This window comes from Mesorhizobium sp. CU3 (assembly GCF_006442965.1).
Lineage (GTDB): Bacteria > Pseudomonadota > Alphaproteobacteria > Rhizobiales > Rhizobiaceae > Mesorhizobium.
In genome coordinates, this window is record NZ_VFWX01000009.1 from 247,419 (window position 1) to 273,935 (window position 26,517).

The window sequence follows — 26,517 nt, forward strand, 5'->3', positions numbered from 1 at the left end:
AAGACCTGGCATCGCAAATGCCGGCGATCCTGGCAAGCAACTGCTGGCGATAAAGCAGGGGCCAACAAAAAGGGCGGTCATTGGCGACCGCCCCGATCTGAACCGCGCTTGGGAGGAGGATAAGCCGGTCCGACTGGTTAGAATGATGCGCTTGCTGAGTTAACGAGAGATTAACGACCGGCAAGGCGTCGCCCGATGGCGTTTACCACACTGATTCACCAGCGCGAATTCGGCGCAGTTCCAGCCGGCACCTTTGCAGCCGACACCGTCGCTTCGACGTGGTCGACAAGCGCATCCGGCAGGCCAAGCCGGCCAGCGAGCAGGTCGAGATAGCCGCGCTCGGTGCGGGTGTCGGGATCGATGGTGAGGCGCGACGCGGTGTAGAGTTCCAGCTTCTGCGCGTCGGTCTTGGCGCCCGCGACCAGCGTGTCGAGATCGAGCGGCCTTTCAAGCTCGGCAAGCAGGAATTTTTCCGCCTCCGCGCCGACGCCGGCGAGCTTCAGCTTGTCGGCGATCTTCTTGCGTTCCTCGTCGTCGACATGGCCATCGGCCTTGGCCGCCGAGATCATCGCCCGTACAAGCGTAAGCGTGAATTCGGCCTCGCCTTGCGGCGCCTGAGAGGGGTGGAAGGCAGTGTCGGCCGGCGGCGGCAGCAACTCCGGCCCGCTGGCTGGCGAAGCCTGCTCCGGCTCTTTTCCGGCCTTGTAATTCTGATAAGCCTTGTAGGCGAGGCCGCCAATCGCTGCCAGACCGCCAAGCTTCACTGCCGTACCGGTGATCTGCCGTCCAGTGCCGGTGCCAAGCAGTACGGCGGCCAGCGCGCCGGCGGCGAGCGGATTGTCCTTCGCCATCTGCACCGCTTGCCCCGCCTTGTCACGGACAGTCGAGCCGGTCCCAGGGATTTGCGAGCCGAGAAGGTCGTCGAGCAACTTCTTGGGGTCGAGCATCAATGCCTCCAGATTGGCCCGGCCGAACGCGCCCGGGCAAGGTTTCGGACGGGCAAGAGGTAGGCTGCGTGCTTCGACATTACAATGACGCCGGACATTTCGTCCGCACGAAGCCGTTGTCGGTTGGGCTCCCATGTGTCGAAACGCTGGAATGCTTCGAGTAAGATCATATCGATTTCCGAAAGGAGCATTTGAATGACGAATACAGAGAAGCGCGAGCCGGCGCGCGAGCCGCAGGATCTTGAGCGCCTGCTGATCGACCGGCAATGGGCAGGCGACATCGAAGGCATGCTGGCGCTGTTCGAGCCCGACGCCGTCGTCGACAGCGGCGGTGATGATCTGACGCGGGGCAGGCAAGCAATCCGCGCGCTCTTCCAAGAAGGCATCGCCGCCGGACGAAAGTTCCAGCGCGGCGAACAGCGCCCTGCTTTGATCAACGGCGACCTGGCGCTGACATCAACCAGACTTCCCGACGGCAGCATAACCAGCGAGGTTGCCCGCCGTCAGCGCGACGGCACCTGGCTATGGGCCATCGACCGCTACTCAGTGTCGTTCTAGCTGCCGATGTGACGCTTGCCGCCGCGCGCTTGCGCCAATTCCACCTGGCGGTGGCGCTCCGCATAGCGCTCCCGATCCTCATCGGAGCGAGTCTCGAAGCAATACGGGCATGAGACACCGTTCAGGTATTTCGGCGACAGCCTGTCCTCCACGGTCAGCGGATGCCGGCAGGCGCGGCAGAGTTCCGCCTCGCCCTCCGCCAAGCCATGCGACACGGACACACGCTCGTCGAAGACGAAGCACTCGCCCTGCCACAGGCTCTCTTCGGCAGGCACGTCCTCGAGGTATTTCAGGATGCCGCCCTTGAGATGGAAGACGTCCTTCAGGCCGAGCGACTTCACATAGGCGGTCGCCTTCTCGCAGCGTATGCCTCCAGTGCAGAACATCGCCACCTTACGGCCTTCGAGCTCTTCTCGATGCTCTTCGACCCAGGCCGGAAATTCGCGGAAGTTGGCGGTGTTGGGATCGACCGCGCCCCTGAAAGTGCCGATCGAGACCTCGTAGGCGTTGCGCGTGTCGATGAGAACGGTGTCGGTATCCGAGATCAGCGCGTTCCAGTCGGCTGGATCGACATAGGCGCCGGCGCTGATCGTCGGATCGATATCCTCGACACCCATGGTTACGATCTCGCGCTTCAGCCGTACTTTCATGCGGTGGAACGGCATCTCGGTCGCGACGCTGTATTTGACCTCCAGCCCGGCAAGCCCGTCGATCGCCTGCAGGCGATCGATCAAGGCGGCAATCGCCGCCACGTTGCCCGCGACCGTGCCGTTGATGCCTTCATGCGCCAGGAGCAGCGTGCCCTTGATACCGCGCCCGCAGCAGAAGGCGGCGAGCGGCGCGCGCAAGGCTTCGTATCCGTCGAGCCGCGCAAATTTGTAGAGCGCGGCGACGCGGAACGGATTTTGTGTTGCCGTTGTCATGGCCATGCCACTAGACCGTGCTGAAAGCGGTTTCAAGGCGCAGTCGGACGGCGGCTGCCGCGTGACATCGCGACACGCCTGCCTTCGTGGACTTGGCGTATCCCTTCTGCTAATCGGTTTAAAACGATCGAAACGGAGACCGACCCATGACCAGCAAGACCGAAAAGCTTCTGTCGCTTCTCAATGGTCAGCCGGTCATTCCGGTGCTCAAGATCGCCAACGTCGCCGATGCCGTGCCGCTAGCCCGCGCCTTGTCGCGCGGTGGCTTGCCGGCCATCGAGATCACGCTGCGCACCGCCGACGCGCTGGAAGCGATCCGCCGCGTCGCCGCCGAGGTCGAGGAGGCGATCGTCGGCGCCGGCACCATTCTCGATGCGAAGCAGTTCGACGAAGCTGCAAGCGCCGGTTCGCAATTCATCGTCAGTCCCGGCATCACCAGCCAGCTTCTCGATGCCGCCAAGGACAGCCCGGTGCCGCTTTTGCCCGGCGCCATCACGCCCGGCGAGATCATGGCCGCGCGCGAGGCCGGCCTGCGCTTCCTGAAATTCTTCCCGGCCGAGCAGTCCGGCGGCATCGCCTCGCTGAAGGCTTTCGCCTCGCCGCTCGCCGACGTTAAATTCTGCCCGACCGGCGGCGTCACCGCCAAGAACGCCGCCGACTATCTCAGCCTGCCCAACGTCATCTGCGTCGGCGGTTCCTGGGTCGCGCCGGACGACCTCATCAAGGCCGGCAAGTGGGACGAGATCGAAGCTCTCGCGCGCGAGGCAAGCAAGCTCAAGAGGTAAGCGCGATCCCGCCTACCAGGGCAGCGAACCGTTCTCGTCGAAATAACCGCCAGTCGGCCCGCCAGCCTCCAGCGTCGCCAGCCGCACGATGATCTCGGCCGCCTGTTGCACCGTCCGGTGACCCTTGCCGGCGTTGAGATCCGTCGCGGTGTAGCCGGGAGCCGCGGCGTTGAGCGCTTACACGCACGCCAATTCGGCTTGCCGCCCGCGCGGGATGTCGCCCGGCCCGTGGTGAAGGGCGAAACGGCTACACTCGAGATCGACTAAAGCACATCGCCGGAAGTGTGCGGCGATTGTGGGACAACATGCATCACACAGACATGAAAAACCCGGCCGGCTCACGCCGACCGGGTTCGTCTGCTCGAAACGGAATTACTTGCAGACCTTCACCGTGTCGGTGACCTTGTGGCCATGCCGCCAATGCGTGACCAGCTTGGTCACGCAATGATGTCTGTGAGTTTTGATGATCACGGTCTCGGCCTGCGAGGGAGCGACGGTCGCCGAAGCTGCCGCCAGCGCCAGAACCGACGCCAATACAATCTTCTTCATGAATATCCCCAGTTTGGAACGAACGCAGTCTAACCTGGAAAGGGGTGAGTCGTTCCCACTTCACGACAAGTTCAGTCCAGCGTGACCACGCGCAGGCAACAGGCGTGAAAAAAGTCCGGTCGCTTGGTTCCCGCTCATGGATTCGAACCACGATTCACGCCTTCAAAGGGCGCTGTCCTACCGTTAGACGAAGCGGGAAGCTGGCAGCCACGGCCATGGGCATGAAAGACAAAAGCCGCGCTTCAAGTCCAGCGCGGCCTCTCTTCTGTGCGTGTCAAATTGCTACTTCGTCTGGAAGCGCGCGACCGACAGGAACTTCACCGCATTGCCGGTGAACCGGCTGGCATCCTGCACGTCGCCATCGGTCTGGAAGCCGGCGGTATAGACCTCGCTCGGCGGCGTATGCACGATGTTATAGGCATAGCGCGGCGCCGTCGTCGGGTCGGAGACCGAAGCGATGTTGACGCCACTGCCCAGCGCCCAGCGCGCCGCTTGCGGAGGCGTCGCCACCACCATGGCCTTCGGCCCGGGCCTCAGGTCGCGGGACGAGGCCCGGCCTTCCTTGGCGGTGGTCTTCACGCCGGCGCCGATCGCCTTTGCCGGATCGCTTCCAGCCGGAAGCGCCGCGATGGCCTGGCGCGGCGATGCCGCGTCGACGCCAGACGGATCGTTGAAGGCCGAGCGCGGCTCCGGCTGCGTCAGCGACGCGAGCTGATACTCCGCGGGAGCGTCGGTCTTGGCGCTGGCCTGCTCGAGCACTGCCTTGATCTCATCCTGCTTGCCGGGCTGCGGGCGAGCCGTCGGCAGCACCTCGAACGCGTCGGTCGCGCTCTTGTCCTGCTGCGCCGTATCCGCCAGCGCCATCAGCACATTCTGGTCCTTCGGCGCCAGTTCCGCCGGCGTCGTCGAGCGGTCGGGACGCCAGGTCGGCAGCGGAATGTTGTTGACAGCCACCTGGGCTGGATCGGCGGCCGCGGCCTCGCCGGCACTTGCCGTGCCGAACGGAACCTTGTCAGGCACAGGCGCATGCGCGGTGGAAACCGCTTGCTCCGTCGTCGCCGAGGCGTCGGCGACCGCGAATGGCACGTTCTGCGGCGTCTGCTGGCCGACATCGACCTTCGGACGCGGCGCGAAATCGGGCAGCGGGACTTCCTTCGGCGGCAGCGCGGCGATGATCGTCTCGGGCGTGTCCTGCTGCGTCTGCTCGGAATCGTCCGCCACGTCATCCGCGATCTGCGGGATGTTGGCGCGCTTGGCATCCTTCGGCGACACGATGGTGATGCCCGGAAGGTTACTGTTGCGGGCGGGGGCGGCGCTGGCCATCTGAACCTGCTTCGCGGCCTTCGCCTTCGGCGCCGGCGCGCTGTCGTCGGCTTCGTCGTCCGCCTCGTCGGAACCGCCGCCAAACCAGGCGAACAGGCCGCCGGAGCGCTTGGTCGAGCCACCTGCGCTGGCCAGTTCGATATTGGGCGTGCCGGAACCCTTGCGTGCCTGATAGGCAGCCAAAGCCTGCTGATAGCCGGGAAGCGGCTTGCCGTCGCTCGGCACATGTAGCGTCTTGCCGTTGGGGAACAGGCTGACCAGTTCCTGGCGGCTGATGCCCGGCCAGTGGCGCACATTGCCGACATCCATATGGACGAAGGGCGAACCGGAGTTCGGATAGTAGCCGACGCCGCCGCCCTGCATCTTGAGGCCGATGTTGCGCAGCTTCTTCAGCGGCACGCCCGGAATGTAGAAGTCCATCGCCTTGCCGAGCATATGCTGGCTTTTCTCGGCGACGCCGCGGCTGCGCGAGCGCAGCAACGCGTTGGTCGACGGCGAACGGTAACCACAGACGACCTGGATATAGTCGGTCGCGCCGGCTTCGCGATAGGCTTCCCACACGAGATCGAGCAACCGCGGATCCATCTTGGTCGGCTCGTTGCGGCGCCAGTCGCGCAGGATGATATTGATCTTGCGCAGGCCTTCCGGATCGTAGCGACCGTTGCGCTTGTAGACGATCTCGGCCTTTTCGTGCGTATGCAGGTGATAGAGCTTAAGCGAACGGATTTCCGCCCTGGCGCCGGATGTCGCCGTGGACAGGAAAGCTACGGCCAAAATCACGAACGTCAGCCACCTCGGCCAGACGCTCATGTGAAAATGCCGCCCGTTTGTATGTCGTTCGACTTTGTTCAAATCAAATGGCCTTGCAGGCTGCCGTTTGTCCCCGGATTTGACCAAACGGATGTGTCGTTTCACATCCGAGTATCGATCCTAATGGTTAATCATCGTTTATTGAAGCCGAAATGCGGTAACACCGTGGCGATATCCCGTCAAAAATGCTGCACAGCATTTCGTGGTAAATTGCTGGTTTAGATCAAGAATCCGGCTTCGGCCAGAACACGATCTGTTACCGTTAGCGTTAATGCGTGATCCGCAGCAACCCCAACCGCGGAATACCCGCGATTTTCGTGTCAAACGCGACAATTTGACTCGGATTTTAATCCCGAGAGCTGGCTCGAAGCTTGTCGTTCACGAAGCTAGGCGGTCGACACGACCGGCTTCGGGATCAATGCCATATTCCTTCAACTTTCGGTAGAGTGTCGAGCGGCCGATGCCCAACCTGCGCGCGACTTCGCTCATTTGGCCATTGTAATGGTCGATGGCGAGCTTGATCATTTCGAACTCGACCTCGGCCAGCGCGCGCACATTGCCGCGCTCGTCTAGGGCCTTAAGCGTACCGAATCGTGGCAGCAGCCGCGGCGGCGCCTCACCACCGGCCGGTGCGGCCGCGCTGGCGTTACGAACCTCGTTTTCCGCCAGCGCCGAAACATCCCAAGCCGCGTCGGCGGTTGCCGATACCGGTTCCGCTTCGAGATTGACCGTTCCTTCCACCTGCGCGCGGATCTGCGGGAATTCTTCTTCGGTGAGCAGGTCGCCGTCCGCCAGGACCGATGCCCTGAACACCGCGTTTTCCAGCTGGCGGATATTGCCCGGCCAGTCGTAGGCCTGCAGCATGGCGAGCGCCGCCGCCGATATGCCGGTAAGCCGGCGGCGCGGGTCGGCGGGAGCCACCTTTTCCATGAAGTGGCGGACCAGATAAGGAATGTCGTCGCGGCGGTCGCGCAGCGGCGGCACGAAGATCGGGTAGACGTTCAGCCGGTAGAACAGGTCCTCGCGGAACTTGCCGTCCTTGACCTGCTGCAACAGGTTGCGGTGCGTCGCCGAGATCAGCCTGATATCGACCTTGACGGTCGAGCGGCCGCCGACCGGATCGACCTCGCCCTCCTGGACGGCGCGCAGAAGCTTCACTTGGACGTCGAGCGGCAGGTCGCCGATCTCGTCGAGGAACAGCGTGCCGGCATTGGCCTCGACGAACTTGCCGGTGTGCTTGTCGCTGGCGCCGGTGAAGGACCCTTTTTCGTGGCCGAACAGGATCGATTCGACCAGGTTCTCTGGGATCGCGCCGCAATTGACGGTGACGAACGGCTTCGAGCGGCGGTCGCCGCTCCCCTGGATGGCGCGCGCCACCAGCTCCTTGCCGACGCCGGATTCGCCTTCGATCAGGATCGGGATGTTGGACGCCGCCGCCTTCTGGCCGAGGCGGATGACCCGATCCATCGCCGGGCTGTGCGTGATCAAGTCCTTGAAGGTGAGATGGCCGCCGCGCCGCCGCGCCGTGCGCTTCACCTCGTCCTCGACCGCTTCGACCTTCAACGCATTGGCGATCGAGGTCTGCAGCCTGTCGGGCGATGCCGGCTTGACGACGAAATCGAACGCGCCGTGCCGCATCGCCGAGACGACGGTCTCGATGCCGCCCTGGGCCGTCTGCACGATGACCGGGATGTTTATGGCGCGCTCGCGCATCGCCTTCAGCACGCCGATGCCGTCGAGGCCCGGCATCACGAGATCGAGGATGACGACCGACACCTCGCGTGCATTCGCTCCGTCGAGCACATCGAGGCCTGCCGCGCCGCCATCCGTGACGATCGCGGCATGGCCGAACTTCGTCACCGCGGCCTCGAGCAGCCTGCGCTGCACCGGATCGTCATCGACTATGAGTACGGAACCTGTCATGAGTGTCTTGAACGCCCGCCCGAGAAATCCCCATGGATCATCTTGGCACACGGTTCTAAATAAGGTTTCAAAAAACCCGGTGAACGAATTCCTTAGGATTTGACCGGCTTGTTTTTTCCCCTTTGATTTTGGCCCCTTCATTCAAAAGAGGATTGTCCATGCGCATGATGTTCGATCGGCGGCTTGCGGCGGCGGCGACCGGTCAGGGCGCGGCCGGTCTTGGCGAATTGCCGGAATGGAACCTCGCCGATCTTTATTCCGGCATGGATGCGCCCGAGCTGAAGCGCGACATCGCCAGGGCAGCCAGCGACGCCATCGCCTTCGAGACCCGCTGGAAGGGAACGCTCGCTGCAGAGGCCGGGCGCGGCGCCGCCGGTCGTCTCGGCGAGGCGCTGAAGGCCTATGAGGCGCTGGAGGAGCTGATCGGCCGTATCGTTTCCTATGCCGGCCTCGTCTATGCCGGCAACACTGCAGATCCGCAGCGCGCCAAGCTCTATGGCGACGTCCAGGAGAAGATGACCGACGCCAGCGCGCATCTTCTGTTCTTCGCGCTCGAGCTCAACCTGATCGACGATGCCGCGATTGAAAACGCCTTGGCCTCCGACGCGGCCTTCGGCCATTACCGGCCCTGGGTGATCGATCTCAGGAAGGACAAGCCTTATCAGCTCGAGGATCGCGTCGAGCAATTGTTCCACGAAAAGTCGGTCACCGGCCGCGGCGCCTGGAACCGCCTGTTCGACGAGACGATGACCGACCTGCGCTTCGATATCGACGGCGAGGAGCTGACGCTGGAGCCGGCGCTCAACCGATTGCAGGATCCGGATGGCGAGGTGCGGCGGCGCGCCTCGGAAGCGCTCGCCGCGACCTTCCGCAAGAATTTGCGCACCTTCACGCTGATTACCAACACGCTGGCAAAGGACAAGGAAATCTCCGACCGCTGGCGCGGCTTCCAGGACATCGCCGATTCACGCCATCTCGCCAACCGCGTCGAGCGCGGTGTGGTCGACGCGCTGGCGGCCGCCGTCCGCGAAGCGTATCCGCGCCTGTCGCACCGCTATTACGCGATGAAGGCGCGCTGGCTCGGTATGGAGGTGATGAACCACTGGGACCGCAACGCGCCGCTGCCAGAGACGCCGAAGGCGGTGATCCGTTGGGACGACGCCAGAGACACGGTGCTGTCCGCCTATCAGCGCTTCGCGCCGGAGATGGCCGAGATCGCGCGGGGCTTTTTCGACCACAACTGGATCGATGCGCCGGTCAGGCCCGGCAAGTCGCCCGGTGCCTTCGCCCACCCCACTGTGCCGTCGGCGCATCCTTACGTGCTGCTCAACTATATGGGCAAGCCGCGCGATGTGATGACGCTGGCGCATGAGCTCGGCCACGGCGTTCACCAGGTGCTGGCCGCCGGCCAGGGCGCGCTGATGGCCTCGACGCCGCTGACGCTGGCCGAGACCGCCTCCGTCTTCGGCGAGATGCTGACCTTTCGTTCGCTGCTCGACCAGACCACCGATAGGCGCGAGCGCAAGGCGATGCTCGCCCAGAAGGTTGAGGACATGATCAACACCGTCGTGCGCCAGATCGCCTTCTACGAGTTCGAGCGCAAAGTCCATGCCGAGCGCAGGAACGGCGAGCTGACCTCGGACAGGCTGGGCGAGTTCTGGCTGGAGGTGCAGGCCGAGAGCCTTGGGCCGGCGATCAAGCTGCGCGAGGGCTACGAGGTTTTCTGGACCTACATCCCGCACTTCATCCACTCGCCCTTCTACGTCTACGCCTATGCCTTCGGCGACTGCCTGGTGAACTCGCTCTACGCGGTCTACCAGAATGCCGAGCGCGGCTTTCAGGAGAAGTATTTCGAGATGCTGCGCGCCGGCGGCACCAAGCATCATTCGGAGCTTCTGGCGCCGTTCGGCCTCGACGCCACCGACCCTGCCTTCTGGCAGATCGGTCTTGGCGTGATCAGTGCGCTGATCGACGAGCTCGAAGCGCTCGACAAGTGACGGCGCTGGCATCGTAGGAATAATTTAGCCGGAATGCATGTTCGCGGCTGCGTTGTTCTTGGTCCAAATATCTGTTCCGGAACAACTTTGCGCTGAATTTTTCAATTAGCTTTCGCCGGCCCGTATGATAGCGTCCGGCGCAAGCTCAGCCGGACGCATAGCCAAGGCCGGAGACGGCCCCTGGGCGCATCGGCGAATGCGACGATGGCCGTCGGTCAAGAGCACAAACGCACCCGATAGCCCGATTGAAGCCGGCCGTTCCGCCGATCGCGGAACGCTTGATGATCCCTGCGGCGCGCTCGCCATTCCGGGCGACAGTCGGCAGATCGGACTGGAGACAGAAATGAGCACTTTCTTCTACATGCTCCTGGCGTTCGTTGTGGGTGTTTTGGTTGGCTGGTTCATCTGGGGCCGCCTGCGCGGCGAGCTCGACAGCCTGCGCGGCGACCTCGACCGCACACGCGGCGAGCGCGACAGGGCGCGCAACGATCTCGATGCCTGCGGCCGCGCCCGCGCCGAACTCGAGGCCAAGCTGCGCGATGCGGCGGCCGGAGCCGCGAAGACGCCCGCGCCGGCGTCGGCCCCCTTGATGTCGACGTCCTCGGCACCTGCGTCCGCTGCGGCCAAACCGACGGCGAAGGCCGCTACAGCCAAAAAGCCCGCGGTGGCCAAGACGGCGGCCGCGCCAAAGCCGGCCGCCAAAACCGCCGCTCCCAAGCCGGCGGCGAAGAAGGCAGCAGCACCTGCCGCGAAGAAAACAGCCGCCCCGGCGGCAGTTGCCGGCAAGGCCGACAATCTGCGCCGCCTGATCGGCATTGGCCCGGTCAACGAGAAGCTGCTCAAGGGCCAGGGCGTCACCACCTACGCCCAGATCGCCGCCTGGACCGAGGCCGACGTCAAGCGCATCGAGGAAGTGCTCAACTTTGACGGCCGCATCGCGCGCGAGAGATGGATCGAGCAGGCGAAGCTTCTCGCCGCCGGCGACGAGGCAGAGTTCGCCAAGCAGTTCCCCACGGCCGGCACCGCTAACAACACTTGAACAACCGCGCCTGTCGAAAGGGAGGCGGCGTCCACGACGGATGCCGCCTTTGTTCTGGGCCACGATAAGCTTTACGCCGCCCGACGCCGCTCCCTCGATTGCGCCTCGCCGAGCCCCCATATAGAGCGGTCGATTGAACTGACCGCATCCGAGGCTCATGTCCCTGCCCGCCGCCATCTTCCGCAACGACGAGAGCGCTCGTCAGCTGGTGTTCGACCGGCCGCGCGAGATCATCGTCGCGCACAACGCGGAGGAGTTCGCACCGGCGCTCGAGCGGGCGCAGGCTGCCTCCGACGGCGGCAAATGGCTGGCCGGATATTTCTCCTACGAGGCCGGCTACCTGCTTGAGCCGAAGCTGGTGCCGCTGTTGCCCGAAGGCCGTCGCGCGCCGTTGATTTGCCTCGGCGTCTTCGATGCGCCGCTCGAACAGGCGGTGCCGCCGGCCAACGGCCAGGCCACCAATGGCCCGATCTTCGACGCAAGGGCGACATGGTCGGCGCGCGATTATGCCGCCCGCTTCGAGCGCCTGCACGACCACATCCGCAAAGGCGACTGCTATCAGGGCAACCTCACCTTCCCGGTCCAGGCGCATTGGTCGGGCGATCCGCTTGCCGCCTTCGACGCGCTCACCGAACGCCAGCCGGTGAAATACGGCGCGCTGGTCTCGCTCGGCGATCCGATCGTCTTGTCGCGGTCGCCGGAATTGTTCTTCGAAATCGATGCCGACGGCGTGATCGAGACGCATCCGATGAAGGGCACCGCGCCGCGCGGCGCCACCAAGGCCGAGGATGCGCGGCTGAAAGCCTTCCTGCGCAACGACGAGAAGAACCAGGCCGAGAACCGGATGATCGTCGACCTGTTGCGCAACGACATCTCGCTGATCAGCGAGGTCGGCACGCTGGACGTGCCTGAGCTGTTCCGCATCGAAAGCTATCCGACGGTGCACCAGATGGTGAGCCGGGTGCGGGCGAAGCTTTTGCCCGACATCGGCATCCGCCACATCTTCGCCGCGCTCTTTCCCTGCGGCTCGATCACCGGCGCGCCGAAGATCCGCGCCATGGAAATCCTGCATGAACTGGAAGGCGTGCCACGCGACGTCTATTGCGGCGCCATCGGCTGGATCGCGCCGGACGGCAGGATGCGCTTTTCGGTGGCGATCCGCACCATATCGCTCTTTGCCGATGGCGAAGCCGTCTACAATGTCGGCGGCGGCGTCGTCTTCGATTCCACCGCCGAGGAGGAGTACCGGGAGTGTCTTCTGAAAGCGCGCTTCGCGACGGGAACGGCGCCGGCTTCGAGCTGATCGAGACCATGCGCTGGGAACCGGGCTCGGGCTTCCTGCGCTTCGACCGCCACCTCGCCAGGCTCTATTCCTCCGCCGCCGAACTCGGCTTCGCCTGCGATCCCGAGCGGATCGGCGAAGCGCTGTCGAGCGCCACCGGCGGGCATGGCCTTGCCTTGCGCACGCGTCTTGCCTTGCAGCGAAACGGCGAAGCGACGGCGGCAGCAGAACCTTACGAACCGCTTGCCGCCGACAAGGTCTGGCGCCTGCGGCTTGCCCGCACGAAGCTCGACTCGCAGGACATGCTGCTGCGCCACAAGACCAGCCGGCGGCAGCTTTATACACACGCTCGCTCCGAATATCTCGTCACCCAGGCGGACGAGGTGATCCTCGCCAATGAGCGCGGAGAGCTCTGCGAAGGCACGATCACCAATCTCTTCGCCGACTTCGGCGACGGCATTCTCGCCACGCCGCGCCTCGACTGCGGCCTGCTGCCTGGAATATTGCGCGGCGCGCTTCTGGATGAAGGCCGCGCCGTCGAAGCGATCTACAGCTTCGAGGACCTGAAGTCGGCGAAGGCGATCTTCGTCGGCAACTCGCTGCGCGGGCTGATCCCGGCGCGGCTTGATTGATCGGGCTGGAGAGATAAACTGGATAGCACCCAACCCGGCATGACCATTCGCCAGCCGACCCACACCCCCTATGACGGGTCCTCGAAGCTCTTCACCATCGGGCTGAAGCCGCTCGACTTCGACCGTTGGATTGAGACCGATGAATTCCTGCGGCCGCATCTTGCCGAGAAGCAGCGGCTTTACGCGGAGATTCCTGAAAAGGTCTTTGTCGCGGAAGACGGCACGAGCGACGCGCAAGCCGAAGTGCTGGACCTGCTTGCCGCGCATCTGCTGGCTAGACACCCGCATAGCCATCGCGGCGCGGGTTCCGACGTCGAAGTCGCCGGGCTTGCAAGCGCCATAGACAGGCTGCCCCCCGCCCTGCGCGACGCGCCGCTTGCAAGAGCCTCGCTGCTCGTCCAGGACGACCTGATCCTGATGCGCCGCGACGAACGCGGCTGGCGGCTCGCCGCCGGATCGCTCTGCTTTCCCTCGTCCTGGTCGCTTCGGGAAAAATTCGGCAAGCCGCTGCAGGAGATCCATGCGCCGGTGCCGGGCTTCGGCCCGGGCACACGGCCGGCAGAGCTGATCAACCGCATGTTCGACGGCCTGCAGGGCCAGGCGGTCGAGCGCTTCAACTGGTCGATCCAGGCCAATGATGCGCTCTATCACCCGCTGTCCAATGTCGAGCGCATCGACCGCGCCACCAACCGCCCGAGCCGCTTCCCGGACGGCGACATCAACGCCCACGCCTTCATCCGCGTCGAACGCCAGACGTTACGCAAGCTGCCCGTGTCAGGCGACATCCTGTTCACCATCCGCATCCACCTCGACCCGCTCAAGGTGCTGGCCCAGAATTCCGACCGAGCGACGCTCGCGGCATCTTTCTGCGCGCAGCTCAACGCGCTCGACCAGGTCCAGCTCGACTATAAGGGCCTGACCGCCGACCGCGACCGGCTGGTCGAATTCCTCAACGCCATGACGGCGGTGGCTTAACGCCAGCCCAATCGGCTTAGCCGGCGGTTGGCGCTTTTTTCTGGTTTATGACAATGATCTGTGGTGTAGCGCTTGACCGTTCGGCGGAAACGCCGGGTTTTGCTTGTGTTTGAAGGAGTGCGCGGAAAAATGGCGAATGAAAACTGGCCCGTTTACGGTGAGATCACCGGCCCTGTCGTGATGATCGGCTTCGGTTCGATCGGGCGGGGAACGCTGCCGCTGATCGAGCGCCATTTCAAGTTCGACAAGGCGCGCATGACGGTGATCGATCCGCGCGACACCGACCGCAAGCTGCTCGACGAACGCGGCATCGCCTTCGTCCAGGAACACGTAACCGAGAAGAACTACAAGAAGCTGTTGACGCCGCTTTTGACCAAAGGCGGCGGCCAGGGCTTTTGCGTCAACCTGTCGGTCGACACCGCCTCGGTCGATCTGATGCGGCTTTGCCGCAAGCTCGGCGTGCTTTATATCGACACCGTCGTCGAACCGTGGCTCGGCTTCTATTTCGATGCCAAGGCCGACAACGCCAGCCGCACCAACTACGCGCTGCGCGAAGCCATGATCCAGGAAAAGCATGACAAGCCGGGTGGCGCGACCGCGGTCTCGACCTGCGGCGCCAATCCCGGCATGGTCTCGTGGTTCGTCAAGCAAGCGCTGGTAAACCTCGCCACCGACCTCGGCTTGGAGTTTTCCGAGCCAGCCGAGCACGACCGCGAAGGCTGGGCCAAGTTGATGAAGAAGGCCGGCGTCAAGGGCATCCATATCGCCGAGCGCGATACCCAGCGGACCAAGAAACCCAAGCCGATGGACGTGTTCTGGAACACCTGGTCGGTCGAGGGCTTCATCTCGGAAGGCCTGCAGCCGGCCGAGCTCGGCTGGGGCACGCATGAGAACTGGATGCCGAAGAACGGCAAGAAGCACAAGCATGGCTCCAAGGCGGCTATCTATCTCGAACAGCCCGGTGCCAACACGCGCGTGCGCTCCTGGTGCCCGACGCCCGGCCCGCAATACGGCCTGCTGGTGACGCACAACGAGTCGATCTCGATCGCCGATTTCTTCACCGTACGCTCCAAGAAGGGCAAGGTGCAGTACCGTCCGACCTGTCACTATGCCTACCATCCCTGCAACGACGCGATCTTGTCTCTGGACGAGATGTTCGGCGCCGCCGGCAAGCCTCAGGCGGTGCACCACGTGCTCGACGAGAACGAGCTGGTCGACGGCGTCGACGAGCTCGGCGTGCTGCTCTACGGCCACGACAAGAACGCCTATTGGTACGGCTCGCAATTGTCGCTGGCCGAGGCGCGTAAGCTTGCGCCCTACCAGAACGCCACCGGTCTGCAGGTCACCTCGGCGGTGCTCGCCGGCATGGTCTGGGCGTTGGAAAATCCCGAGGCCGGCATCGTCGAGGCCGACGAGATGGATTACAAGCGCTGCCTGGAAGTCCAACTGCCCTATCTCGGGCCGGTGAAAGGCTACTACACCGACTGGACGCCGCTGGATAACCGTCCCGGCCTTTTCCAGGAAGACCTGGACCAGGACGATCCGTGGCAGTTCCGCAACATCTTGGTGCGATAGCTGTCTGTCCAACTGGCCTCACCGCCTTGCAATCGCCCGGAAATCGGGCGATTGAAGGTTTGCGGACCGAGGAGAGGATTTTCAAAATGACCATTGCGCGCAAACTGCTTTCGGCAGGCGCCGCGGCAAGCCTTCTGGCTGCTGCCGCCTGCAATACCACAGGCCCTTCCGACCAGCCGTCCATGGCCGCCGCGCCCAAGGGCGTCGAGGGCAACTGGATCGACGCCAAGGGCACCGGCCTGTCGACCTTCGCGGGCGGGAATTTCACCACCGTTGCAACCGACACCGGCCAGAAACTTTCCGAGGGCACTTACACCCTGACCGGGCCGACGTCCGTGGAGATCCATGGCACTTCGCTGATCCGCCAGGCGCCGGTCAGCTTCAATTGCCTGATGGTCTCCACCAGCCAGCTCAACTGCACCGCGGCCAGCGGCCAGAATTTCGTTCTGACCCGCCGCGCCTGAGCGATACGGACATTGATGGCTCTGAAGAGCGGCGGCGTAAGCCGCCATTCTTTTTTGTGCCGGCAAAACACTCCGGGATTTCTGCTTGCATCACCTGAAACGCGATGTGAACATGACCCAAAGCTGACTGTTATTTTCCAGTCAAGCGGCGGGTTTAATGCATGTCGCCCAAAAGTGTGCAGCGGTTTTGGGAGAACGACATGCATGAAATGAGATCACGTTAAGTCCGCGCATCCGGGAGACGAAGATGAAGAAGATTGCCGCCATTCTAGCCCTGTCCGCCTCGACGCTCGGCCTGTCGGCGGGCGTATCCTTTGCCGACTACACGCTGAACATCCTGCATTTCAACGATTGGCACAGCCGTATCGAAGGCAACAACAAATACGAATCCACCTGCTCGGCGGACGAGGAGACCAAGGGCGAATGCATCGGCGGCGCCGGCCGGCTGATCACCGCGATCGCGCAGGAGCGCAAGAAGCTCGAGGGCCAGAATGTGCTGTTGCTCAATGCCGGCGACAGTTTCCAGGGGTCGTTGTTCTACACCACCTACAAGGGCGCCGTGGAAGAGGAATTCCTCAACCAGATCAAGCCCGACGCGGTGACGCTCGGTAACCATGAATTCGACGACGGCGAGACAGCGCTCGTGCCTTACCTCGACAAGGCGAAATTCCCGATCGTCAGCGCCAATGTCGTGCCCAACGACAAGTCGGGCGCGGCGGGCAAGATCAAGCCGTCGATCGTCGTCGAGGTCGGCGGCCAGAAGATCGGCATCATCGGCGCCGTCACCAACGACACGCCGGAGCTCGCTTCGCCCGGTCCGAACATCGCGATAACGGACGACGTCAAGGCGATTACGGCGGAGGTCGAGAAGCTGAAGGCGCAAGGCATCAACAAGATCATCGCAGTCACTCATATCGGCTACAATCGCGAGCGCGATGTGATCGCCAAGATCCCGGGCATCGACGTGGTGGTCGGCGGCCACAGCCACACGCTTCTGTCCAACACCGATCCAAAGGCGGCAGGCCCCTACCCTACGATGGTCGACAACCCCGACGGCTCCAAGGTGCCGGTGGTGCAGGCGGCGTCCTATTCGAAGTATCTCGGCGAGTTCAAGGTCGTGTTCGACGATAATGGCGTCGTCAAGGAAGCGAGCGGCGCGCCGATCTATCTCGACAAGTCGATCACGCCCGACCCCGCAGTGCTCGCGCGCATCAAGGAGCTCGGCGCGCCGATCGAGGCGCTGAAGAACAAGGAGGTTGCCGAGACCACCAAGGCGATCGACGGCAGCCGAGAAAGCTGCCGCACGCGCGAATGCGAGATGGGGAACCTCGTCTCCGACGCCATTCTCGACCGCACCAAGGGCCAGGGCGTGGAAATCGTAATCTCGAATGGCGGCGGCCTGCGCGCTTCAATCGACCAGGGCACCGTAACCATGGGCGAGGTGCTGACCGTGCTGCCGTTCCAGAACACGCTGGCGACCTTTAAGATCTCGGGCAAGGACCTGGAAGCGGGCCTCGAAGGCGGCCTCAGCCAGATCGAGGACGGCGCCGGTCGCTTCCCGCAGGTGGCGGGTCTCAAATATTCCTTCGACAAGTCGGTCGCGCCCAATGCCGGCCGGCTCAAGTCGGTCGAGGTGATGGAGAACGGCGCTTGGGCGCCGATCAACCCGGACAAGCAGTATCTCGTCGCCACCAACAATTACGTCCGCCAGGGCGGCGATGGCTACAAGGTGTTCGCCGACAAGGCCACCGACGCCTACGACTACGGCCCGGGGCTAGAGCAGGTGGTAGCCGACTATCTCGGTGCGCACCGGCCCTATACGCCGAAGCTCGACGGCCGCATCACCGAGATCGCCGCCACGACGGCGGCGGCACCGGCCGCCGAACCCGCCAAGCCGGCCGAAGCAGCGCCTGCCGCGCCCACGACCCAGGCGCCGGCTGCCGATGCGGCGAAGCCGGCCGAGACCGCGCCCGCAGGCAGCGAACCCGCTATGCCGGCTTTGCCTTCAGGCTCGAGCGACATCGCCGGCACGCCGCCGGCCGTCCCGGCCGAGACCGCGCCCGCGGCGCCTGCCGCGGAACCGGCACAGCCCGCCGAAGCCACCCCGACAGCGGCCCCTGCCCCTGCTGCAGAGCCGGCAAAGCCGGCGGAGGCAACCGCAGCCAAGCCGGCCGAGACCAGCCATACCGTCGCTGCCGGCGATACCTATTGGGAGCTCGCCAAGAAAGCCTATGGCGATGCCACTAAGTGGAAGCTGATCTCAGAGGCCAACAAGGACTACAAGCCGCGCCGCCTGCCGCTCGGCGCGACGCTGACCATTCCGCCGGCCGCGAAGTAACGCCCCGCCGAAACGAATCGCACCCGCTCGGGCAACCGGGCGGGTGTTCCTTTTCCACGCCGTAACACGATAAGGTGCGGCCAGACGCAGCATTGAAAACCGGCAGGGCATCGCTAGTTTCCGCGACGCTGCTCCCCGGAGATCCTCGATGACGCTTGCCAGCCCCACCGATGCCAAAGCCGTGCCGTCCGACGGCCCGCTGTCGGCCGCCGCCGCGCCGGTGAGGCCGGGCAAGATCGGCATCATGCTTGTCAATCTGGGCACGCCGGACGGCACCGACTTCAAGCCGATGTGGCGTTATCTGCGGGAATTTCTCTCCGATCCGCGCGTCATCGAGCTCAACAAGGCGATCTGGTACCCGATCCTCTACGGGCTCGTGCTGACCACGAGGCCGAAGAAATCCGGCGCCAACTATGCCAGGATCTGGAACCGCGAAAAGAATGAGTCGCCGCTGCGCACCTTCACCCGCGCCCAGGCCGAAAAGCTGGTGACGGCGCTCGGCGACCTGCCCAATGTCACGGTCGACTGGGCGATGCGCTACGGCAACCCCTCGACGGCAAGCGTTGCCGAGAAGCTGGTCGCGCAAGGCTGCGAGCGCATCCTTTCCTTCCCGCTCTATCCGCAATATTCGGCAACGACGACGGCGACCGCCAACGACCAGTTGTTTCGCGCGCTGATGAAGATCAGGCATGCGCCGGCGGTGCGGAGCGTGCCGCCCTATTACGATGAGCCCGTCTATATCGAGGCGCTCGCCCGCTCGATCGATAAACACATCGCCACGCTCGACTTTAAGCCGGAGGTGGTGATCGCCTCCTATCACGGCATCCCGAAACCCTATTCCGACAAGGGCGATCCCTACCGGGCGCATTGCCTGGAGACGACAAGGCTGCTGCGCGCGCGCCTCGGCTGGGACGAGAAGAAGCTGATCACCACCTTCCAGTCGCGCTTCGGCGCGCAGGAATGGCTGCAGCCCTATACCGACGTCACGGTCGAGAAGCTGGCCAAGGACGGCGTGAAGTCGATCGCCATCGTCAATCCGGGCTTTTCCGTCGATTGCATCGAGACGCTGGACGAGATCGGCCGCGAAGTGGCCGAGACTTTTCATCATGCCGGCGGCAAGGACTTTGCCCACATCCCTTGCCTCAACGACAGCGCCGAGGGCATGGCGGTCATCGAGACGCTGGTGCGGCGCGAGCTTGCCGGCTGGGTGTGACCGGCTTCACCGACGGCACGAAAGCGGTGCGCAAAAGCCTCCGCTAACCAATATTAGCGATCACCTGATTGTAACGTTGCGGAAACACACTTAAGTGATTCCGTGAAGTCGGCGCCTATTGAGGGAGATACGAAATGGGCTTCAGCGGTTTCGATATTGCCATCGTCGTTCTTGTTTTCCTGGTTATCATCCTTCTGTTCAAAGGCATCAGGACGGTGCCGCAAGGTTACAATTACACGGTGGAGCGCTTCGGCCGTTACACCAAGACGCTGACCCCTGGCCTCAACATCATCAACCCCATCTTCGAGCGCGTCGGCGCCAAGATGAACATGATGGAGCAGGTGCTGGATGTCCCGACGCAGGAGATCATCACCCGCGACAACGCCATCGTCGGCGTCGATGGCGTCGCCTTCTACCAGGTGCTGAACGCGCCGCAGGCGGCCTATCAGGTCGCGGGCCTGCAGAACGCCATCTTGAACCTCACCATGACCAACATCCGTACCGTCATGGGCTCGATGGATCTCGACGAATTGCTGTCCAACCGCGACGCCATCAACGAGCGCCTGCTGCGCGTCGTCGACGAGGCCGCGCATCCCTGGGGCATCAAGATCACCCGCGTCGAGATCAAGGACATCAACCCGCCGGCCAACCTGGTGGAATCGATGGGCCGCCAGATGATGGCCGAACGCGACAAGCGCGCCCAGATCCTGGCCGCCGAGGGCCTGAAGCAGTCGCAGATCCTCGAGGCCGAAGGCCGACGCGAAGCCGCCTTCCGCGACGCCGAGGCGCGCGAGCGCTCGGCCGAGGCCGAAGCCAAGGCGACGCAGGTCGTCTCGGAGGCCATCGCCAAGGGCGACGTGCAGGCGATCAACTACTTCGTCGCGCAGAAATACACCGAGGCCCTGGCCAGGATCGGCTCTTCCAGCAACAACAAGATCGTGCTGATGCCGTTCGAGGCCTCCTCGCTGATCGGTTCGCTCGGCGGCATCGGCGAGATCGCCCGCGAAGTCTTCAAGGGCGAAGGCCCGTCCGGTACGCAGCGGCAGGGCTCGCGCCCGCCGGTCGTGCGCCAGACGGACAACTGATGATCTAACTCCGTGGGAGACCATCAATGATCGACCGCATCGTTTCGGAACTCGGCCCGTGGAACTGGATGGTTCTGGGCATCGTGCTCCTGGTGATGGAAGTCGTGGCGCCGGGCGTCTTCATGCTGTGGATCGGCATCGCGGCGCTGATCATCGGCGCGGTATCGCTGGCGATCTGGGACGCGGCCTTCTGGACCTGGCAGGTGCAGGTCCTGGCCTTCCTGGTGCTCAGCGTGGTGTCGGCCTATGTCGGCCGGCAGATCGTGGTCTCGCGCCAGGGCAGCGGCGACCAGCCGCTGCTCAACCGCCGCGGCGCCCAGATGGTCGGCCGCACCGCGACGCTGTCCGAACCGATCAAGAACGGCCGCGGCCGCATCCGGCTCGGCGACACGCTGTGGCGCGTCTCCGGCCCGGACCTGCCGGTCGGCGCGCAGGTGCGCGTGACCGGCGCCGCGGACACTGACCTGGAGCTGACCGTAGAGGCTATTTGAGCCGAGCGTCCAAGGGACGTGTCGTGTACCGATCCGTCCTAAGCCGCGCCGATGCGTAGCAAATCGTGGAGGTGGACGAGCCCGACCGGGCGTCCGCTTTCGACCACCATCAGGCTGGTGATAGCGGAGGTGTTGATGGTCTGCAGCGCCGTCGCCACCAGCGTGTCCGGGCTTGCCGTCTTCGGCTTCTTCGTCATCACCTGATCGACGCTCATCGAGAGCAGGTCGCTGGCGATGTGGCGGCGGATATCGCCGTCGGTGATGATGCCGGCCAGCGCGCCGTCGGCGCTGGTGATCGCCACACAGCCGAAACCCTTTTGCGACAATTCCAGGATCGCCTCACGCATGCCGGTGCCCGACGTCACCAGCGGCAGCCGCTCGCCGACATGCATGATCTCGCGCAACTGCGTCAGGTTGGCGCCGAGCTGGCCGCCGGGATGGAAGGTACGGAAATGATCGGGCGTGAAGCCGCGTGCCTCGAGCAGCGCGATCGCCAGCGCATCGCCGGTGACGAGCTGCAGCAGCGTCGACGTCGTCGGCGCCAGCCCGTGCGGACAGGCTTCCGGCACGATCGGCAGCAAAAGCACCACGTCGGCGGCGCGGGCCAATGCCGACGTCTCGCCGGAGGTGATCGCGATCAGCGGGATCGAAAAACGCCTGGAATAGGCGACGATCCCCATCAGTTCCTTGGTCTCGCCCGACCACGACATGGCGATGATGGCATCGTCGCCGTGGATCATGCCGAGATCGCCGTGATTGGCTTCGGCAGAATGGACGAAGAAGGCGGGCGTGCCGGTCGACGCGAGCGTCGCGGCGATCTTGCCGCCGATATGGCCGCTCTTGCCGACGCCGGTGACGATGACGCGGCCTTTGATGTTGGAAATGAGGTCGATGGCGCGGGCGAAGGGCTCGGCCAGCCCGTTCTCCAGCGCGGCGGCCAGGGCCGTCACACCGGCCTTCTCCGTCGCCACCGTTCTAAGCGCCGATTCGATCGCAGCCTGGCTGTCCGGCCGCTTTCTTTCTGGGGACCCCGCATGCATGGCGCAAGCGATTAGCGCTTTGGCGCGCCCCTGTCCAACAGAATTGCCTCAGGCCGGTCTTCCGGGGGTGCCGCGAGACCCAGTCTCAACCCTCCGTTAACCATCCGCATTTACGGTTCGGTAAGTATGGCGCAACCGCGCCGCGCAAGCAGTGGTGACGATGTCCGGGGGCCAGCCTGATACGAAAATCGGTCGAAAGGGCATTGCCATCGCGGCTCTGCTGCTGACGGCAAGCGCGCTTGCCCTGCTGCGGCCGGCGCCGGCATTTTCGCAGGATACCGAGCTGCGCGGCGAGGTTTCCGAATCGGCCATCCTTGCCGACCAGCAGCGCAAGGCGCGGCAGTTGCGGGCGCAAGGGTCGCAGGATGAGACGCCTGCCCCTGCGGCAACCGCCCAGAACACGGCGCCGACCGCCTATCAGCCCGTGAGCCCCGGCGCTGTTCCGGATGACGACCAGACCGCCGGCACCGGCAGCGTTTTCGACCAGCCGCAGGTGGGCGACGATCCGCTCGCCACCAATCCGACGCCGGTGAAGCCGCGCCGGCCTTCGACGGCAAAACAGCGCGCCGACGACGCCAAGGCGAAGGCCGATACCAAGACGGCCAGCAAGAAAAAGGCCAAGAAGGCCGTGGCCGACACCGACAGCACCACCACCGCCGCCACGGCCGCCGGCGACCAGACCGACGCTGCGGCGACCGACGATGACGGCACCAACCGCCGCGCCGTCACGATCGACAGCGTCGACAAGCAGAAGCTCGATCCGGGCGCCGAGCGCACCGGCTCGATCGAGACCCCGAAGGTAAAGCCCGAGGACGACCCGTTTGCCGCTCCCGGCGTCAAGGTTGGCACCTTCCTATTCCGGCCGACGCTGGAACAGGGCGTGACCGCGACGTCGAATGCCGATTCCAGCAACGCCGGCAAGTCGGCTGCGCTGTCGGAGACGGCGCTGCGTTTTACCGCGACCTCCGACTGGCGCGAGAATTCGGCCCTGATTACCGGTTATGGCCTGTTCCGCAACACGATCTCGGGTGAGAAGATCAACGATGCGCAGGGCCGCATCGAAGGCCAGCTCAATATCGACCTCGACAACGAGCTGCGCGCCATCGCCAAGCTCGGCTACGAAGCCGCGCCAGAATCGGCCTCCGCGCCCGATGCCGTCGCCGGCGTCAACCAGCAGCCGCTGCGCCAGACGGTGGACGGCAGCCTCGGCATCGAAAAGGATGTCGGCAAGATGCGTTACACGCTGACCGGCGCGGTCTCGCACGACTTCTACGGCGATGCCGAACTCACCGACGGCACCACCCTGTCGCAAAAGGATCAGGACAACACGCTCTATACGGCGACCTTGCGCACCGGTTACCAGGTGTCGCCGGCGCTGACGCCGTTCACGGAAGTCGAGCTCGGCCGCAGGGTCTACGATCTGCGCCTCGACACCGACGGCTTCGACCGCGCCTCGAAAAGGATCGGTGCGCGCGCCGGCCTCGAGCTCGATATGGGCGACAAGCTGTCGGGCGAATTCTCCGTCGGCTGGCTGCGCGAGGCGCTCGACGACAGCCGACTGCCGGCGATCGCCGGGCCCAGCGTCAACGCCGACCTCAAATGGTCGCCCGAGCGCGGCACCACCATCGGGCTCACCGGAAAGACCGAGGTCGAGACCACCACGACGGCAGGCCAGAGCGGCGACATCCTCTATTCGGGCCGGCTCACGGCCGAGCGGCAGATCCGCGCCAACCTGACCGCCAATGCGGCTCTAGGTCTGGATTGGCGCGACTATGTCGGTATCGACGGGCACGACAGAATCCTGAGCGCCGAGACCGGGCTGACCTGGTGGCTGAACCGCTATGCCGGCCTCACCACGCGCGTCAGAACGGAGAAGCTGACCAGCAACCTGCCCGGCCGCGACTACACAGCCAACAGCATCTATCTCGGCCTGAAGATCCAGCGCTGACGCCTCGTCATCCACGGGCGGAGCGGGAGCGAAGCGGACGCGCAGACCCGAGGATCCATTCCGTGACCTCGCGCGAAGGGTAAAGGCGGTGCAGAACAGAGGTCGTTCTGCACCGCTGTGACGCTTATAGGTAACGGAATGGATTCTATGGTCTGCGCCGCGTCGCTTCGCTCCTTGCTCCGCCATAGAATGACGAAACGCGTGTGGTCTTGGCCAACGGCTTAGGAGGCTGCCCCGCGACGCTCCGACGGCCGCACCTCATCCAGCAGCGTGCGGATGACTCCGGCCATGCTTCCATTCATGTCGTTGCGCCACAGCGCGAAGGCGACATTGGCCTCGACAAAACCTTCCGGCGAGCCGCAATCGAACGTCCGGCCCTTGTAGTGGTAGCCGTAGAAGGCCTGCTTTTTCTCCAGCTTCAGCATCGCGTCGGTCAGCTGGATCTCGTTGCCGGCGCCGCGTTCCTGGCTCTCCAGGATCGAGAAGATTTCCGGCTGCAGGATGTAGCGGCCGTTGATGAACAGGTTGGAGGGCGCGGTGCCCTGCTTCGGCTTCTCCACCATCTGGGTGATGCGGAAGCCGTGATGTGTGTCCTCGCCGCGGCCGACGATCCCGTATTTATGCGACTCGGCCGGATCGCATTCCTGCACGGCGATGATGTTGTTGCCGGTCTCTTGATAGAGATCGACCATGTCCTTCATGCAGCTCTTTTCCGACTGCATGATCATGTCGGGCAAAAGCAGCGCAAACGGCTCGTCGCCGACCAGTTCGCGCGCGCACCAGACAGCGTGACCGAGGCCCATCGGCACCTGCTGGCGGGTGAAGCTGGTCTGCCCCGGCGCCGGCTGCAGCCGCTGCAGGCGCGCGAGCTGCTCGTCCTTGCCGCGCTGGGCCAGCGTGTCATAGAGCTCGAACTGAATATCGAAATGATCCTCGATGACCGCCTTGTTGCGGCCGGTGACGAAGATGAAATGCTCGATGCCGGCGTCGCGCGCCTCATCGACCACATACTGGATGACCGGCCTGTCGACGACGGTCAGCATTTCCTTGGGAACAGCCTTGGTGGCCGGGAGGAACCGCGTGCCGAGGCCTGCGACCGGGAAAACTGCCTTGCGAACTCGCTTCATGTTGCCAACCATCCGCTTGAGGATCTCTATGCCAATCCCGTTTCGGGACATTTTCGCGCCGAAATCATGGACTAGCAAACAACAATTGAAAATTAACAGGGCTAAAAGCGCCGGAGCCTCTTTTCGTTCCCGGCGGCACCTATGGTAAACTAAATACTAACCCGGTTCGGCGTTGAATGATCCTTCCTGATTTGACGAAGGAGGAAAAGATGTCGGTTCGAAACACGGCCAGGCGCCTGACGGCCCTCGTGACGGCCGCCGGCCTCACGCTCGCCCTGCTGATGCCCGCCGGGCCTGCTTTCGCCGATGCCGGGTTCCGCCAGTGGGTCGCGGGTTTTCGCGCCACCGCGGTGGCGGGTGGCGTCTCCGGCGCGGTCTATGACCAAGCCATGCGCGGCATCGAGCCCGACCCCGTCGTGCTGGAAAAGGCGCGCACCCAGCCTGAATTCAGCGCTCCCGCCTGGGACTATTTCGACAACCGCGTGCATGACCAGTCGGTGGCCAACGGCCAGGCGATGGCGAAGAAATGGAAGCCCTGGCTGGACCGCATCGAGGCGCGCTTCGGCGTCGACCGCAACATCCTCCTTGCCATCTGGTCGATGGAATCGAATTACGGCGAGATCCTCAAGCGCACCGACATCATGCGCAACGTCATCCGTTCGCTGTCGACGCTCGCCTATGGCGATCCGAAGCGCTCGAAATATGCCCGCACCCAGTTGATCGCGGCGCTGAAGATCCTGCAGAGCGGCGACATCGACGAAAGCCATCTGATGGGCTCTTGGGCCGGCGCTATGGGCCAGACGCAGTTCATCCCGACCAGCTACCAGCACTATGCGGTCGACATGGACGGCAACGGCAAGCGCGACATCTGGAATTCGATCCCGGATGCGCTGGCCACCTCGGCTAATCTATTGAAGAAGAACGGCTGGCAGGCCGGCAAGACCTGGGGCTATGAAGTGACCATCCCGGCCGGCAAATTGCCCGGCGGCGCCAAGACGCTGGCACAGTGGCAGGCGCTCGGCGTCGCGCGGGCCAACGGCAAGCCGTTCAAGAACCCGAACGACAAGGCGACGCTGAAAGTGCCGGACGGCCGCGGCGGACCGGCCTTCCTGATGATCCGCAATTTCTCGGTCATCAAGGCCTACAACAACGCCGACAAATACGCCCTGGCCGTCGGCCTGCTGGCCGACGAGATCGCCGGCGGCAGCGGCCTGGTGCAGGACTGGCAGCGGCCGTTCACCAAGCTCACCTTCGAGGAACGGCAGGAACTGCAGAAGCGGCTTTCGCAGCACGGGCTTTATGACGGCAAGTTCGACGGCAAGATCGGTGACGGTACGAAAACCGCCATCATGACTTACCAGGCCAAGGTCGGCTTGACCCAGGATGGCTATCCGAGCCTGGAAGTGCTCAAATGGCTGCGTAAGCAGTAGGGCCGGCGCAAGCGAAGGCATCCTTTCAAAGGCGGCACGAATGCTTTAGCGGCTCGGCTCATG

At 64.1% G+C, this 26,517-nt stretch carries 22 protein-coding genes and 1 tRNA gene; 15 read left to right on the forward strand and 8 right to left on the reverse strand.

Features of this window, described 5'->3' with window-relative positions; genetic code table 11:
* Positions 1–215: 215 nt before the first annotated feature.
* Complete coding sequence (locus FJ988_RS16270) at positions 216–947, reverse strand: tellurite resistance TerB family protein (RefSeq protein ID WP_140819350.1); 732 nt, start codon at positions 945–947, stop codon at positions 216–218.
* Positions 948–1,142: 195 nt separating this feature from the next.
* Here FJ988_RS16270 and FJ988_RS16275 point away from each other — a divergent pair, with 195 nt between their 5' ends.
* Positions 1,143–1,505 carry a nuclear transport factor 2 family protein gene (locus FJ988_RS16275; protein ID WP_140819351.1) on the forward strand — a complete coding sequence of 121 codons (363 nt, stop codon included), beginning with the start codon at positions 1,143–1,145 and terminating at the stop codon, positions 1,503–1,505.
* Here FJ988_RS16275 and FJ988_RS16280 read toward each other — a convergent pair.
* The gene (locus FJ988_RS16280) at positions 1,502–2,428 is read right to left on the reverse strand and encodes a rhodanese-related sulfurtransferase (protein ID WP_140819352.1); all 927 of its coding nucleotides are present in this window, start codon (positions 2,426–2,428) and stop codon (positions 1,502–1,504) included. The two genes, FJ988_RS16275 and FJ988_RS16280, sit on opposite strands and share 4 nt — an antisense overlap.
* Before the next feature lie 146 nt (positions 2,429–2,574).
* Here FJ988_RS16280 and FJ988_RS16285 point away from each other — a divergent pair, with 146 nt between their 5' ends.
* Positions 2,575–3,213: a 2-dehydro-3-deoxy-phosphogluconate aldolase gene (locus tag FJ988_RS16285; protein ID WP_140819353.1), complete on the forward strand. Its 639-nt coding sequence runs from the start codon at positions 2,575–2,577 to the stop codon at positions 3,211–3,213.
* 372 nt (positions 3,214–3,585) lie between these two features.
* On the opposite strand, the gene FJ988_RS30825 is transcribed toward FJ988_RS16285, so the two are convergent.
* From FJ988_RS30825 to FJ988_RS16305, 4 genes are all read right to left on the reverse strand, one after another.
* Complete coding sequence (locus FJ988_RS30825; protein ID WP_181183547.1) at positions 3,586–3,762, reverse strand: hypothetical protein; 177 nt, start codon at positions 3,760–3,762, stop codon at positions 3,586–3,588.
* 124 nt (positions 3,763–3,886) lie between these two features.
* Positions 3,887–3,960: transfer RNA gene (locus tag FJ988_RS16295), tRNA-Gln, on the reverse strand.
* Positions 3,961–4,044: 84 nt separating this feature from the next.
* A complete protein-coding gene (locus tag FJ988_RS16300) occupies positions 4,045–5,895 on the reverse strand; it encodes a DUF882 domain-containing protein (protein WP_140819354.1) in 1,851 nt (616 codons plus the stop codon).
* Between the two features lie 378 nt (positions 5,896–6,273).
* Positions 6,274–7,818 carry a sigma-54 dependent transcriptional regulator gene (locus FJ988_RS16305; RefSeq protein WP_140819355.1) on the reverse strand — a complete coding sequence of 515 codons (1,545 nt, stop codon included), beginning with the start codon at positions 7,816–7,818 and terminating at the stop codon, positions 6,274–6,276.
* A gap of 158 nt (positions 7,819–7,976) precedes the next feature.
* Here FJ988_RS16305 and FJ988_RS16310 point away from each other — a divergent pair, with 158 nt between their 5' ends.
* The 11 genes from FJ988_RS16310 to FJ988_RS16360 all read left to right on the forward strand — a co-directional run bounded on the left by FJ988_RS16310 (position 7,977) and on the right by FJ988_RS16360 (position 20,909).
* Entirely contained in the window at positions 7,977–9,815 is a 1,839-nt protein-coding gene (locus FJ988_RS16310; RefSeq protein WP_181183548.1) for a M3 family oligoendopeptidase, read from the forward strand.
* A gap of 343 nt (positions 9,816–10,158) precedes the next feature.
* On the forward strand, positions 10,159–10,854 hold the full coding sequence (locus FJ988_RS16315; RefSeq protein ID WP_140819356.1) for a proton-conducting membrane transporter: 696 nt from the start codon (positions 10,159–10,161) through the stop codon (positions 10,852–10,854).
* Positions 10,855–11,011: 157 nt separating this feature from the next.
* Positions 11,012–12,157: an aminodeoxychorismate synthase component I gene (locus FJ988_RS16320; RefSeq protein WP_140819357.1), complete on the forward strand. Its 1,146-nt coding sequence runs from the start codon at positions 11,012–11,014 to the stop codon at positions 12,155–12,157.
* Positions 12,106–12,768, forward strand: coding sequence for an aminotransferase class IV family protein (locus tag FJ988_RS16325; protein WP_140819358.1), 663 nt, complete (start codon positions 12,106–12,108; stop codon positions 12,766–12,768). Before FJ988_RS16320 ends, FJ988_RS16325 begins: the two co-directional genes overlap by 52 nt.
* A gap of 39 nt (positions 12,769–12,807) precedes the next feature.
* Entirely contained in the window at positions 12,808–13,743 is a 936-nt protein-coding gene (locus tag FJ988_RS16330) for a DUF3445 domain-containing protein (protein ID WP_140819359.1), read from the forward strand.
* Between the two features lie 129 nt (positions 13,744–13,872).
* Complete coding sequence (locus FJ988_RS16335) at positions 13,873–15,318, forward strand: homospermidine synthase (protein ID WP_140819360.1); 1,446 nt, start codon at positions 13,873–13,875, stop codon at positions 15,316–15,318.
* A gap of 86 nt (positions 15,319–15,404) precedes the next feature.
* A complete protein-coding gene (locus FJ988_RS16340) occupies positions 15,405–15,782 on the forward strand; it encodes a hypothetical protein (protein ID WP_140819361.1) in 378 nt (125 codons plus the stop codon).
* A gap of 247 nt (positions 15,783–16,029) precedes the next feature.
* Positions 16,030–18,120: a bifunctional UDP-sugar hydrolase/5'-nucleotidase gene (locus FJ988_RS16345; RefSeq protein WP_140819362.1), complete on the forward strand. Its 2,091-nt coding sequence runs from the start codon at positions 16,030–16,032 to the stop codon at positions 18,118–18,120.
* A 148-nt stretch (positions 18,121–18,268) separates the two neighbouring features.
* Positions 18,269–19,333 (forward strand): ferrochelatase, encoded by a 1,065-nt coding sequence (hemH, locus tag FJ988_RS16350; RefSeq protein ID WP_140819363.1) that lies wholly within the window; start codon positions 18,269–18,271, stop codon positions 19,331–19,333.
* 134 nt (positions 19,334–19,467) lie between these two features.
* On the forward strand, positions 19,468–20,418 hold the full coding sequence (locus tag FJ988_RS16355) for an SPFH domain-containing protein (RefSeq protein WP_140819364.1): 951 nt from the start codon (positions 19,468–19,470) through the stop codon (positions 20,416–20,418).
* 26 nt (positions 20,419–20,444) lie between these two features.
* Positions 20,445–20,909 carry an NfeD family protein gene (locus FJ988_RS16360; protein ID WP_140819365.1) on the forward strand — a complete coding sequence of 155 codons (465 nt, stop codon included), beginning with the start codon at positions 20,445–20,447 and terminating at the stop codon, positions 20,907–20,909.
* 38 nt (positions 20,910–20,947) lie between these two features.
* Here the strand turns inward: FJ988_RS16360 and FJ988_RS16365 are convergent, their stop codons facing one another.
* Complete coding sequence (locus FJ988_RS16365; protein WP_140819366.1) at positions 20,948–21,949, reverse strand: SIS domain-containing protein; 1,002 nt, start codon at positions 21,947–21,949, stop codon at positions 20,948–20,950.
* 160 nt (positions 21,950–22,109) lie between these two features.
* Between FJ988_RS16365 and FJ988_RS16370 the strand changes: the two genes are divergently transcribed.
* Positions 22,110–23,897, forward strand: a complete 1,788-nt coding sequence (locus tag FJ988_RS16370; protein WP_140819367.1) for an outer membrane beta-barrel protein — start codon at positions 22,110–22,112, stop codon at positions 23,895–23,897.
* 221 nt (positions 23,898–24,118) lie between these two features.
* On the opposite strand, the gene galU is transcribed toward FJ988_RS16370, so the two are convergent.
* Positions 24,119–25,024, reverse strand: coding sequence for a UTP--glucose-1-phosphate uridylyltransferase GalU (gene galU, locus FJ988_RS16375; RefSeq protein WP_140819368.1), 906 nt, complete (start codon positions 25,022–25,024; stop codon positions 24,119–24,121).
* A gap of 209 nt (positions 25,025–25,233) precedes the next feature.
* On the opposite strand from galU, the gene FJ988_RS16380 reads away from it, so the two are divergent.
* Complete coding sequence (locus FJ988_RS16380; protein ID WP_140819369.1) at positions 25,234–26,454, forward strand: lytic murein transglycosylase; 1,221 nt, start codon at positions 25,234–25,236, stop codon at positions 26,452–26,454.
* Positions 26,455–26,517: the final 63 nt, after the last annotated feature.